The organism is Micromonospora trifolii (genome assembly GCF_050516465.1).
Lineage (GTDB): Bacteria > Actinomycetota > Actinomycetes > Mycobacteriales > Micromonosporaceae > Micromonospora > Micromonospora trifolii.
This window is the reverse complement of record NZ_CP191526.1, coordinates 2,654,654-2,667,550: the sequence shown is the minus strand read 5'-3', so window position 1 is coordinate 2,667,550 and position 12,897 is coordinate 2,654,654. Positions and strand designations below refer to the sequence as shown.

The 12,897-nt window shown below is 73.3% G+C and carries 9 protein-coding genes; 5 read left to right on the top strand and 4 right to left on the bottom strand.

Going from position 1 to position 12,897, the window contains the following annotated elements:
* Positions 1-13 precede the first annotated feature (13 nt).
* Positions 14-586 carry a nucleosidase gene (locus tag ACQRWP_RS12385; protein WP_430502370.1) on the top strand — a complete coding sequence of 191 codons (573 nt, stop codon included), beginning with the start codon at positions 14-16 and terminating at the stop codon, positions 584-586.
* Between the two features lie 10 nt (positions 587-596).
* Here ACQRWP_RS12385 and ACQRWP_RS12380 read toward each other — a convergent pair whose 3' ends face one another.
* The gene (locus ACQRWP_RS12380; RefSeq protein ID WP_430502369.1) at positions 597-1,781 is read right to left on the bottom strand and encodes a low temperature requirement protein A; all 1,185 of its coding nucleotides are present in this window, start codon (positions 1,779-1,781) and stop codon (positions 597-599) included.
* 95 nt (positions 1,782-1,876) lie between these two features.
* The gene (locus ACQRWP_RS12375) at positions 1,877-3,058 is read right to left on the bottom strand and encodes a low temperature requirement protein A (protein WP_430502368.1); all 1,182 of its coding nucleotides are present in this window, start codon (positions 3,056-3,058) and stop codon (positions 1,877-1,879) included.
* 172 nt (positions 3,059-3,230) lie between these two features.
* On the opposite strand from ACQRWP_RS12375, the gene ACQRWP_RS12370 reads away from it, so the two are divergent.
* From ACQRWP_RS12370 to ACQRWP_RS12355, 4 genes are all read left to right on the top strand, one after another.
* Positions 3,231-4,094: a S1 family peptidase gene (locus ACQRWP_RS12370; RefSeq protein WP_430502367.1), complete on the top strand. Its 864-nt coding sequence runs from the start codon at positions 3,231-3,233 to the stop codon at positions 4,092-4,094.
* Between the two features lie 95 nt (positions 4,095-4,189).
* The gene (locus tag ACQRWP_RS12365; protein WP_430502366.1) at positions 4,190-5,215 is read left to right on the top strand and encodes a sugar kinase; all 1,026 of its coding nucleotides are present in this window, start codon (positions 4,190-4,192) and stop codon (positions 5,213-5,215) included.
* A 67-nt stretch (positions 5,216-5,282) separates the two neighbouring features.
* Positions 5,283-5,891, top strand: coding sequence for a bifunctional 4-hydroxy-2-oxoglutarate aldolase/2-dehydro-3-deoxy-phosphogluconate aldolase (locus ACQRWP_RS12360; protein WP_430502365.1), 609 nt, complete (start codon positions 5,283-5,285; stop codon positions 5,889-5,891).
* A 325-nt stretch (positions 5,892-6,216) separates the two neighbouring features.
* A complete protein-coding gene (locus ACQRWP_RS12355; protein ID WP_430502364.1) occupies positions 6,217-9,930 on the top strand; it encodes a S8 family serine peptidase in 3,714 nt (1,237 codons plus the stop codon).
* Positions 9,931-9,988: 58 nt separating this feature from the next.
* Here the strand turns inward: ACQRWP_RS12355 and ACQRWP_RS12350 are convergent, their stop codons facing one another.
* Together ACQRWP_RS12350 and ACQRWP_RS12345 are read right to left on the bottom strand one after the other, a co-directional pair.
* Entirely contained in the window at positions 9,989-12,067 is a 2,079-nt protein-coding gene (locus tag ACQRWP_RS12350; RefSeq protein ID WP_430502363.1) for a penicillin acylase family protein, read from the bottom strand.
* Positions 12,064-12,888 carry an ABC transporter ATP-binding protein gene (locus tag ACQRWP_RS12345; RefSeq protein ID WP_091398778.1) on the bottom strand — a complete coding sequence of 275 codons (825 nt, stop codon included), beginning with the start codon at positions 12,886-12,888 and terminating at the stop codon, positions 12,064-12,066. Before ACQRWP_RS12345 ends, ACQRWP_RS12350 begins: the two co-directional genes overlap by 4 nt.
* Between the last annotated feature and the right edge of the window lie 9 nt (positions 12,889-12,897).

Here is a 12,897-nt window from a genome sequence, read left to right as displayed (position 1 = left end):
GTACGATGCTCCGGTGAATCTTCGAGGTACGGTCCGCGCCGATCGTCCGTTGGTGGTTCTTGCCGTGGGGGAGGAGGCCCGCTACCTGCCGCCCGAGCTGCCGGTCCTGCTCACCGGCATGGGCAAGGTGAACGCCGCCAGCGCGGTGGCCGCGGTGCTGGCCGCCGGGCCGCGCCCCGCCCTGCTGCTCAACCTGGGTACGGCGGGCGCGTTGCGCCCCGGCTGGGCCGGCATCCACGAGGTCGCCACCGTGCTCCAGCACGACCTGGACACCGACCTGCTGCGTACGCTCACCGGGGAGACCTACGGGGCGCCACTGTCGCTGGCCGCCGAGGGCGCGGTGCTCGCCACCGGTGACACCTTCGTGGCCGACGACGCGGAGCGGGACCGGTTGGCGCAGCGCGCCGACCTGGTCGACATGGAGGGGTACGCGGTGGCCTGGGCCGCCGCGCAGGCCGGCGTGCCGTGCCGGCTGGTCAAGCAGGTCAGCGACGAGGCGGGGGAGGGCGCGGCCCGGACCTGGAAGGAGTCGGTGGACGCGTGCGCCCGGGACCTCGCCCAGTGGGCCGCTCGACACTTCGCCTGAATAGGCAGGGTCAGTCGTCGGATTGCCGCATCCGCAGGCCCGGTGTGGTCTCCCGGGCCGCTCCCGGAACCAGGATGTGCGCCGCCAGCGTGAGCGCCACGACCGCGGCGACCAGCAGGGGCGGCCAGCGGCCGGCCCACGGCAGGATCAGCAGCGGCAGGGGGAGGCAGAGCATTCGCCGCCACGGCACGAGCATGGACACCAGCAGGGTGAACAGGACGCGGCCGATCACGAACAGCGCGGGGCCGCCCAGGATCAGTAACAACCACCCCACCGGCGTGGTGCCGGTCGGCCGGGTGACGACCCGGTCGAACGAGGCCGCCGTGGCGACCACCCCGGCCAGCATCACCAGATGGGTGTACGGAGCCACCCGGGCCGGCCGGCCCGACTTCGGCCCGGCCCCAGCCTCCAGCAACTCGCCGGCCCGGAAGACGTAGACCTGCCAGAGCAGCAGCATGATGGCGAACGCGCAGAGCAGCGCGGCGACCCGGAGTCCGGCCAGCGGGCCCCGGCTGACCTGCAACGTGGGAACCAGGATGATGTCGCCGAGGGCCAGGATGATGAACTGCTGGTACCGCTCGCCCAGATGCGCGGTGGTCCGCTCGTACTGCTCGGAGGGCACCCGGCCCAGCCAGGGCGTGGGGTAGCGCGCCGCCGCGGAGAGCAGGTCGATCGTGATGGCGATGGTCCAGAGGGTCCAGTTCACAGAGCCGGACGCCGCGCCGGTGATCCAGAAGACGCCGGACACCACGAACCAGAAGAAGAACCGGGTGGCCCGGACCATGGCCGCCCGATGTCGCTTCCGGTACAACGTCGTGACCAGGATGATGCCGCGGATCACGTGCGTGCCGACGTAGGAGATCGCGAAGACCATCGCGTGCCCGTCGGAGACCATCGGCAACGATGCCGCCATCCCCACCGAACCGACCATGGCGACCATCAGGATGGCCTGGATGGGGCGCTGCTGCGGGTCGTAGAACTCGGTGGTGGTGGAGGTGACCGACCAGGTCCACCAGATCGCGGTCAGCATCAGCAGGACCATCGCGGCGCCGAACCAGTTGTGGCTTTCCGCGAGCAGGGTCGAGGTCAGCGCGAGCGAGGCCACGAAGACCACGTCGAAGAGCAACTCCAGCAGCGTGGCCCGCGTCGAACCGTCCGGCCGGCGTACCAGCGCCGCGGTGCCTCCGGTGGTCATGCCCGGCCTCCCGCCGTGTCTCCGAGGATTATCGGCGGTGCCGGCGCGGCCCGTCCCCGGATCGGCGATTCCCGCCGGTCGGGGAGGGGCAGGGGTCAGTCGTCGGGTTGCCGTAGCCGCAGGCCCGGCGTGGTCTCCCGGGCTGCTCCGGGAAACAGGATGTGACCGGCCAACCCGAGCGCCACGATCGCGGCTACCAGCACCGGCGGCCAACCGCCGGCCCACGGCAGCACCAGCAGCGGCAAGAGCTGCCAGGCAATTCGCCGCCACGGCACGACCCACGACACCGCCATGGTGAACAGGACGCGGCCGACCACGAACAGCGTCGGGCCGGTGATGATCAGCACGAGCCACGGCACCGGCGTGGTTCCGGTCGGCCTGGTGACGACCAGGTCGAAGGTGGCGGCAGTGGCGGCCACGCCGGCCAGCATGACCAGATGGGTGAACGGAGCCAGCCGCGTTGCCCGGCTCCCCTTGGACCCGGCCGCCACCAACAACTCGCCGGCGCGGAAGACGTAGATCTGCCAGAGCAGCAGCATGGTGGCAAAGGCACAGAGCAGGGAGGTGAGCCGGAGGTGATCGAGGTGGCCCCGGCTGACCTGCAACGTCGGCAACAGGATGATGTCGCCGAGGGCCAGGATGATGAACTGCTGGTACCGCTCGCCCAGATGCTCGGTGGTCCGCCCGTACTGCACGAGCGGCACCCGGCCCAACCAGGGTGTGGGGTAGCGGGCCGCCCCGGCGACCAGGTCGATCGCTATGGCTATCGTCCAGAGCCCCCAGTTCGGAGTCTCTGACAGCGCGCCGATGACCCAGAAGACGCCGGACACCGTGAACCAGAAGAGAAACCGGGTGGCCCGCTCCCTGGCCGTCCGGTGCCCCTGCCGGTGCAAGGCGATGACCAGGATGATGCAGCGAATCACGTGCGTGCCGACGTACGAGATCACGAAGAGCATCAGGTGCCCGATGCTGACCATCGGCAGCGATGCCGCCATCCCCACCGACCCGACCATGGCGATCATCAGGATGGCCTGGATCGGGCGTTGCTGCGGGTCGTAGAACTCGGTAGTGGTCGTGGTGACCGACCACGTCCACCAGACGGCGGTCAGCATCAGCAGCAGCTTGGCGGCGCCGGACCAGGAGACCTCTTCGGACAACAGTTTCGATGTCAGTGCGAGCGCGGCCACGAAGACCACGTCGAAGAGCAACTCCAGCAGCGTTGCCCGGGTCGACTGGTCCCGCCGGCGTACCAGCGCCGCATTCCCTTTGATGGTCATGCCTGGCCTCCCGCCGCGTCTCCCCGGGAATTATCGGCGGCCCCGACACGGGCCGTCCCCGGATCGGCGATTCCCGCCGGGCGGGGAAGAAGGCGGCTTGAGGTTGCCACGGCGTCGGACGCCGGGCGATGCTTTACCGCATCCATCAATCTCGATCTCTTCGGAGGTTCGGATGCGCCGCTCCCCGCTGGCCGCCCTCGTCCTGACCATCCTGCTGCTCGTCGCGCCCGGCGCGGCGCAGGCCGCCGTCCCCGACCGGGTCGCCGCGCCCGCCGCCGACCCGGCGGCCCTGCTGACCGGGGTACGCACCCCGGGCGCTGCCTGGGGTGTCGACCCCGCCACCGGCCGGATGACACTCACCGTCGACGACACCGTGGACTCCAGTGAACTGGCCGAGCTGCGGGCGGTGACCGACCGGGCCGGCGTGCTGCTGCGCCGCGAGCCCGGAACGCTGCGTCCCCTGATCGCCGGCGGGCAGGGCATCTACGGCGGCGGTGGCGCGCGCTGCTCGCTCGGCGCGAACGCGCGCAGCGGCAGCACCTATTACGTGATCACCGCCGGGCACTGCACAACCGCCGCCGCCACCTGGTACGCCGACAGCGCCCGGACCACAGTGCTCGGCACCCGCACCGCCACCAGCTACCCCACCAACGACTACGGGCTGATCCGCTACACCGGCCGGATCGCCCACCCGAGCGCGGTCTACACCTACCCCGGCCTGCTGACCATCAACGGCCCCGGCAACGCGTACATCGGTCAGGCGGTGTGCCGCAGCGGCAGCACCACCGGCGTGCGCTGCGGCACCGTCACCGGTCTCAACCAGACCGTCAACTACTCCACCGGCGTGATCTACGGCCTGATCCGCACCAACATCTGCGCCGAGCCGGGGGACAGCGGCGGGCCGCTCTACGTGGCCTCCACCGGCACCATCCTCGGCATCCTCTCCGGCGGCACCGGCAACTGCACCGCCGGCGGCACCACCTACTACCAGCCGATCGCGGAGGTGCTGGCCGCGTACGGGCTGACGTTGCCCTGAGCGTCGAGGTGTGACGCGCGACAGGTTGCCCGTCCCGCGCGGGACACCTAGGCTCGGCGACGCCCAGCACCCCCCGCCGCGAGGACGTGTGCCCGATGCCGACCGCCCCCCGACCTGACCAGGCCAGTGCCCCGGCCGGCCTTCCGTCGATCGAGGTGGCCGCGGTGGGGGAGACGATGGTGGTGCTCTGCCCCGCGCCGGGTGAGCCGCTGGAGCGTGCCGAGCGGGTCGCCGTCTCGGTCGGTGGGGCCGAGTCCAACGTGGCCGGTTACCTGGCCCGCCTGGGACACCTGACGACCTGGGTGAGCCGGGTCGGCGACGACCCCTTCGGTCGGGCCGTCGTCCGGCACGTCGCCGCGGCCGGCGTCCGCGTCGACCAGGTGTGCGTGGACCCGACCGCCCCCACCGGCCTGTACGTCAAGGACCCGGGCCCGGAGGGGACCGCCGTGCACTACTACCGGGCCGGGTCGGCGGCCGCCCGGATGGACCCCGCCACGCTGGCCGACCCGGCGCTGGCCGGTGCCCGGGTGCTGCACCTGTCCGGGATCACCCCGGCGCTCTCCGCGTCCTGCCGGGCGCTGGTAGAGCACGCGGTGACCGACCGACCGCTGGCGGAGGCGTTGGTCAGTTTCGACGTCAACCACCGGGCCCGGCTGTGGCCCGCCGAGCAGGCCGCACCGGTGCTGCGCGACCTCGCCAACCGCTGCGACCTCGTCTTCGTCGGGCAGGACGAGGCGGAGACCCTCTGGGGCACCACCGACCCGACGGCCGTACGCGAGCTGTTGCCCGACCCGGAGACGGTGGTGGTCAAGGACGGCGCGGTGGGCGCCACCGCGCTGGTCCGCGACGCCGAACCGGTCTTCGTGCCCGCGCCGCGCGTGACGGTGGTGGAGCCGGTCGGCGCCGGAGACGCCTTCGCCGCCGGCTACCTGGCCGGGCTGCTACGTGGCCTCGACCCGGTGCGGCGGTTGCGCCTCGGTCACCTCGTCGCGGCGCAGGCGTTGACCAGCAGCGGCGACAACGCCCCCGTCCCACCGTGGGCCTGGTTCGAGAAACTCATCGACGCCCCCGCCGACGCCTGGTCGCCGCTCGACCTGACCGACCCGGGGGCGACGACCTGAGTCGGGCCGCCGGGTTGCGACCCGACCAGCAGCAACAGTCCCACCGCGACCTCGGATGGAGTGCACCATGACCACACCGGACTTCGACCACATCTTCGGCGGCGCCCGGGTGATGGCGATCCTGCGCGGCCTGCCGGTCGCCGAGACCGTTCGGCTCGCCGAACGTGCCTGGGACCTCGGCATCGACGTGGTGGAGGTTCCGGTGGCCACCGCCGACGCGGTGCCGGCGCTGCGGGCCGCCGTCGAGGCGGGGGCCGAGCGCGACCGGATCGTCGGCGCCGGCACCGTGCTCGACGTCGAACAGGTCGCCGCGGCGGCCGACGCGGGCGCCCGGTTCACCGTCGCGCCCGGCCTGGACCTCGCGGTCGCCGACGCCGCCGCCGCGCGTGGCCTGCCGCACCTGCCCGGTGTGGCCACCCCCACCGAGGCCCAGCAGGCACTGCGGCACGGCCTCACCTGGCTCAAGGCGTTCCCCGCGATCTCCCTCGGGCCGGCCTGGTTCAAGGCCGTCGCCGGCCCGCTGCCGCAGTTGCGCTTCGTCGCCACGGGCGGCCTCGACGCCGGCAACGCCGGTGCGTTCCTGCAAGCAGGCGTACGCGTGGTTGCCGTCGGCTCCGCCCTCTCCGACCCCACCCAACTAGACGCCCTAGCCAAACTGACCCGCCCCACCCTGTAATTCCCCCCGCCCCCCGCCCCCCGCCGCCCCCCGCCCCGCCCCGCCGCCCCCCGCCCCGCCCCACCCCGCCCCCGTCGATCATGGAGTTGTGGTGGGGTGCGAAAGGCGCATTTGACCCGACGTCGGGCACCACAAGTCCATGATCGACCGGGGGCGGGGCGGACCGGGGGCGGGGCGGGCCGGGGGCGGGGCGCGGGCGGGGTGGGGTGGGGTGGGGTGGCGGGGTTGCGCCATGGCGTAAGTGCGTCGGGGTGCGGTGCGCGGTTGGGGTGGGCGCTGCGTCGATGCTGTGGTGCGTACCACTTCTCGACACAAAGAGGTCATCGTGGCTCTGTCTCACCGGCGCCGCCGATCCGGGCTGATCGCCCTCGGCGCCGCCCTCACCCTGGCGGCCGGGTTCACCCCACCCGGCGCGGGAGCGGCCGCCGCCCCGCCGAACAACCCCGACCGTCCGGCGGGTCAACCCCCGGCCGCCGCCGGACGCGCGTCCACCGTCACCCTGATCACCGGTGACACGGTCACCGTCACCACCGCGGCGGACGGCAGCACGGTGTCGACAGTGCGCCGGCCGGACGGCAGCACCCCGAGTTTCCACCGCACCGTGCGCGACGGCGACACCTACGTCTACCCGGACGCGGCACTGTCCTATGTGACAAGTGGTGTGCTGGACCGGCAACTGTTCAACGTCACCGATCTCATCGCCGACGGCTACGACGACGCGCACACCGACGCGCTTCCGCTGATCGTCACGATGACCGACGCGGCGGCTCGCAACCGCACCCGCCCCGCCGTGGACGGTGCCGAACTGGTCCGACCGTTGGACAGCGTGCAGGGCGCGGCGCTGACCCGCCAGCGCGCCACCGCCGAGCGGTTCTGGACCGCGCTGACCGCCGGTTCGACCCGGCGTACGGGTGACGCCCCGACCCTGGCCAACGGCATCGCCAAGGTTTGGTTGGACGGTCGGGTGCACGCGGACCTGACCGAGTCCACCGCGCAGATCGGCGCGCCGAAGCTGTGGGCCGAGGGCAACACCGCCACCGGTGTCGACGTCGCGGTGCTCGACTCTGGGGCGGACGCCGAACACCCCGACCTCGTCGGCCAGATCGCCGAGTCCAGCAGCTTCGTGCCCGAAGAGCCCGACATCCTCGACTACAAGGGCCACGGCACGCACGTAGCCTCGACGATCGCCGGCACCGGCGCCGCGTCCGGTGGCGCCGAGCGGGGTGTCGCCCCCGGCGCCCGGCTGCACATCGGCAAGGTCCTCAACAGCGAGGGCAGCGGGCAGAACTCGTGGATCATCGCCGGCATGGAGTGGGCGGCCCGTGCGCAGAAGGCCCGGGTGGTCAGCATGAGCCTGGGCGGTGAGGCCACCGACGGCAGCGACCCGATGAGCCAGGCGGTCGAGCGGCTCAGCGCCGAGACCGGCGCCCTCTTCGTGATCGCCGCCGGCAACAGCGGCCCGGCCTCCATCGGCAGCCCGGGTGCCGCCAACTCCGCGCTCACCGTGGGCGCCGTCGACAACACCGACCACCTCGCCGACTTCTCCAGCCAGGGGCCACGCGCCGGCGACGGCGGGCTCAAGCCCGAGATCACCGCCCCCGGCGTGGACATCCTGGCGGCCCGCTCGCACCTGGTGCGGGGCGGATCCGGCGATTACACGCTGATGAGCGGCACGTCGATGGCCACCCCGCACGTGGCCGGCACGGCGGCGCTGGTCGCCGCCGCGCACCCGGATTGGACCGGTCAGCGGATCAAGGAAGCGCTGGTCAGCACGGTCAAGGCCACCCCCGAGTACACCCCGTACCAGGCGGGTGCCGGTCGGGTCGACGCGGTCGCGGCCGCGCACGCCACCGTCTTCGCCACCCCGAGCGCCTACTCCGGCTTCCAGGCGTGGCCTCAGCAGCCGGGCATGTCCGTCGACCGCACGGTCACCTACACCAACGTCGGCAGCGCGCCGGTCGACCTGAAACTGGCCCTCGACGCGGCCACCGCGCCGGCCGGACTGTTCGCGCTCTCCGCCGACCGGGTCACCGTGCCCGTGGGCGGCACCGCCACCGTGACGGTGACCGCCGCGTACGACAAGCTGCCGGTGGAGAAGCAGGTAAGCGGCATGATCGTCGCCACTGACGACGCCGGTGCGGTGCGCGGCCGCACCCTGATCGGGGCCGGCAAGGAAGGCCAGCGGCAGAACCTGACGCTGGTCGCCAAGGACCGGGACGGCAAGCCACTCGTCGGCAAGGTCATCCTCACCACTGACACCCTGTTCACCGCCGTGGACCTGCCCGAGAGCGGCACCGCCACGCTGCGGCTGCCGGTGGCGAGCTGGAACGGTTGGATCTCCGCGGACGTGCGCGGCGCGCACGGGCCGCACTCCAAGGGCATGGCGATGCTCAGCTTCACCGACGTGAACCTGGACCGGGACCGCACCGTCACCCTGGACGCGCGCGCCGCCCGACAGGTGCAGGCCCGGGTGCCGCAGGAGGCCACCGCCAGCGCGCTGCGGATGGACATCCACCGGTCCACGAAGAACGGTCTCACCGAGAGTCAGGTGCTGCCCGACGACTCGTACGACAGCATGTGGGCGTTGCCGACGAGCCGTCCGGTGACCGACGGCGAGTTCGAGTTCGGCGCCCGGTGGCGGCTGGAGCAGCCGGCCCTGACCGTCTCGGCGGGCGGTCGCTCGTACGACGATCTGTTGGTGAAGCGGGCGACCCCGGCGCTGCCGGCCGGTCGTCGCCAGATGGACGCGGTCTACGTCGCCGACGCGTCGGCGGCGGGGCTGGCCAAGCGTCCGGTCCGGGACCGGGCCGTGGTGGTGCGCCGCAGTGACAGTGTGGACATCGCCACCCAGGCGCAGGCCGCCGCGGCGGCCGGAGCGAAGCTGCTGCTCGTGGTCAACGACGGCGTCGGTCGGCTCCAGCCGTGGGACGAGGCGCCGTGGAGCCCGGAGAGCCCGGCCCCGGTGACCGTGGCCACGCTCGGCGCCGACGAGGGTGGGCAGCTCATCGCCGCGCTGGAGCGCGGCGCGGTGCGGCTCACCGTCGAGTCGCACCCGGAGACCAGCTACCTGTACGACGTGGCGCACCACTGGAACGGCACGGTGCCGGCCGACCCCACCTACCGGCCCACGAAGCGGCAGTTGGCCCGGGTCGACGTGGAGTTCCGCAACTACCGGCAGGGCAAGGCGCTGGAGTTCCGCACCGACGTCTGGCGCGGTTGGGCGTCGAGCAACCAGGAGCCGGCCCCGGCGCAGGGCCGGCGCACCGACTGGGTGAGCGCCGACCAGCGGTGGATCGACGACGCGTTCATCGCCGGCGAGACCGGTCAGCACCTGATGGCGGTGACCACGTACCCGGCCGGCAAGCCGAGCGCCGTCACCTGGTTCGGGCCGATCCAGCGACCCCGGATGGGCGGGAACTACGTGCCGGTCCGGTACCTGGACACCGTCTATCTGCCCGCGCCCGGGTGGGGCGACGGGGGCGGCCACATCGGTGAGGCGTACGCGAACTACGACATGGTCAACCGGACCACCCTCTACCAGGGCGACAGGGAGCTGAACTGGGGTAACGCCGAGTACCTCCAGGTCTCCGGGCTGGCGTCTCAGCGACTGCCGTACCGGCTGGTGGTGGAGAACGACCGGGCCGCGTGGACCAACCCGTACTCCCGGCAGACCCGCACCGAGTGGGGCTTCCACTCGGCGGTCACCGGGGAGGAGTCGGCCGAGGTCCTGCCGATGATCCAGATGGACTACCAGGTGGCCATCGACTCCGCCGGCAAGGCGTCGCGGCGGGCACCGCTGACCGTGGTCGCCTCCCACCTGCCCGACGTCACCGGCACGATCGGCGCGGTGACCGTCGAGGTGTCCTACGACGACGGGGCGACCTGGCAGAAGCAGCGGCTGACCCGGCACGGCGACGGCTGGCGTACCTCGTTGGCCGCACCGGGTAAGGCCGGCTTCGTGAGCCTGCGGACCACCGCGCGGGACACCGCCGGCAACACCGTGAGTCAGAGCATCAGCCGGGCGTTCGGCCTGCGCTGACGCCACTGCGGCCGGCCGCCGTCCGGGGTGCCTCGCACCCCGGTGGCGGCCGGTGCCGTCAGTCCCGTTCCTCGGCGAGCTGGTCCCAGTCCGTGATGACCGGCAGCAGGTCCCCGGCCAGCCAGGCGGGGCTCTGGTCGTCGTGGTGCGGGTCGCCGGGCGCCCCGCAGGCGCCCAGCGGGACCACCCAGCGGCTGTCCGCGCGGCGGGCCAGGTCCCAGACGAAGCGCGCCGCCGGCCCCCGGAAGCACCAGTGGGTGACCCCGGGCACGCTGGAGGTGGCCAACACACAGTCGTGGTCACCGTCGAGCCGGGGGCCGGGCCCGGTGTCCGGGCCGGGCAGGGCCCGCCAGGGCACCAGCCGGTGCAGGTCCCCCCACGGCACCTGCCCGGCCGCCGCGTCGGCGACCTCCTCGGCCGCCGCGCGCACCAGCGCGGTGATGTCCACACCGGGCAGCGGGGTCGCGCCGAGCAGGTGCTCCAGCGCGTGACCGACGCGCGGCGTCAGCGCCAGCCAGGGCGCGAACACCTCGGGGTACGCGGGCAGCTCGGCCAGCGCGGCCAGCGTCGGGTGGGCGGCGATCCGGCGTACGACAGCCGCCCGCAGGATGGCGTAGGCCGCCGCGTCCGTGCTGTCGGCGGCCATCCGGCGATCCCAGCGCAGCAGTCGTTCACGCAGCGCGGCGGCGGCCGGACCGAGCCCCGTCGACTCGGCGAGGACCGCCAAGAGCGGCCCCGCCGCGCCCAGGTACGTGTCGGTGTGCACCGAGGCCATCTCGTCGGCCGTCCACGCCGAACGGGCGTCGAGCAGCTCGGCGATGCGATGCGCCCGGTGCGGTGGGGCGAACTCCACCCCGAGCGGCGCCGCCAGCCCGCGCTCGTTGGCCATCACCGACCGACCGACCACCTCGGCGCGGGGCATCGGCGCGTGCCAGCCCTGCCAGGCGTACGCGGCGTCCCATCCGGGGACCACCCGTCGGCCGTTCTCCGGGTGCCGCACCGGCACCGCCCCGGCGACCCGGTGCAACAGCCCTCCGGCGGTGTCCGCCGCCTGCACCACGTTGACCGGCTCCACCCAGTGCCGCAGCGCGTGGTCCACATCGGCCACGGTTCGGGCGCGCAGCAGCTCCGGCAGTGTCGCGAAACCGAGGTCACCCCGGACCCGGGGCGGGTAGCGCAGGCTGACGGCGGTCTCGTCGTCCGGCCCACCGGCGATCACCGGACCACGGTCGGTCTCCACCACCTCGACCTCGACCGGGTCGGCCCCGGCCACCTCGATCGTCTCGACGTGGCGGTGCACCGGTCGCCAACCGTCCGGGCCGAGCGCCTGCACCCGGGGGCCGTCGCGGCGCAGCCGCTCCGCGTACACGTCCTGGTAGTCGGCCATCGCGTTGGTGATCGCCCAGGCCACCCCGCCGGTGTGCCCGAAGTGCGCGATGCCCGGCACACCCGGCACCGCCAACCCGACCACGTCGTACTCCGGGCAGGCCAGCCGGATCTGCTGGTAGACGCCGGGATCCTCGATGAACCGGTGCGGATCGCCGCCGAGCAGCGCCGCCCCGGTACCGGTGCGCTCGGCGGCGAGCAGCCACCCGTTGCTGCCGGCCACGGCCGGCCCGTCGGTGGCGAACAGGTCGATCGCGTCCGGCCCGAGCCGCTGCGCCACGTGCTCGCGCCAGAGCTTGCCGGGGAACCCGGCGAACAGGATGTGGTGGCCCAGCCAGACCGCGAGCGGCGTCCACGGCTCCCACCGACCCGGGCGCAGCCCGGTGGCGGCGAACTCCGGTGACCGGGCCGCCCCGGCGGTGAGACCGGCGTTGACGCCGTCCACGTAGGCGCCCACCCACTCGGCGGTCGTCGGGTCCAGCGAGGCGTGGCAGCGGCGTGCCGTGTCGTCGAGCCGGACCTGCCGGACGAACCGGTCCCAGCCGAGCGCGTCGGGCCCGAGGAACGCCGCGCTGGTGCCCTGGGCGCGGTGCCGTTCCACCTCGATCTGCCAGGCCCGGTCGTACGCGGTCACCCGGCCCTGCGCCACCGCCAGCGCGAGCGGGTCGTCGGCCCGCAGGTGCGGCACCCCCCACGGGTCGCGGAAACGCCGCTCGCCGCTGTGCTTGCTGTGCTGGCTGTGCTCGCTCACGCCGGCTCCGGGGCCAGGGTGGTGGCGCGGCGTCGGGCCGCGGGGACGACCAGCGGGGTGCCCGTCTCCGGGTCGTCGATCACCCGGCAGGGCAGCCCGAACACCTCCGCCACCAGGTCGGCGGTGACCACCGACGCGGGCTCCCCGGCGGCCACCACGCGTCCGTCGCGCATGGCGATCAGGTGGGTGGCGTAGCGGGCCGCGTGGTTCAGGTCGTGCAGAACGGCGACAAGCGTGCGGCCCTGCTCCTCGTGCAGCCGGGCGCAGAGGTCCAGGATCTCGATCTGGTGGGCGATGTCGAGGTACGTGGTCGGCTCGTCGAGCAGCAGCAGGGGGGTCTGCTGCGCCAACGCCATGGCGATCCAGACCCGCTGCCGCTGCCCGCCGGACAGCTCGTCCACCGCCCGGTCGGCGAGGTCGTCGACCCCGGTCGCGGCCATCGACTCCTCGACCACCCGCTCGTCCTCGCGGGACCACTGCCGCAGCAACCCCTGGTGGGGGTAGCGACCCCGGGCGACCAGCTCGGCGACGCTGATGCCGTCCGGTGCGATCGACGACTGCGGCAGCAGGCCGAGCGTACGGGCCACCTTGCGGGCCGGCAGGTCGTGAATGTCCCGTCCGTCCAGCAGCACGGCACCGGCGCTGGGGCGCAGCATCCGGGACAGTGCGCGCAGCAGCGTCGACTTGCCGCACGCGTTCGGGCCGATGATCACCGTGAAGGACCTGTCGGGCACCGCCACTGTCAGGTTCTCGGCGATGGTGCGCTGGTCGTAGGCGAGGGTCAGCGCGGTGCCGCCGAGTCGGGAATCGCCAGGTCGCATGGGTGCTCC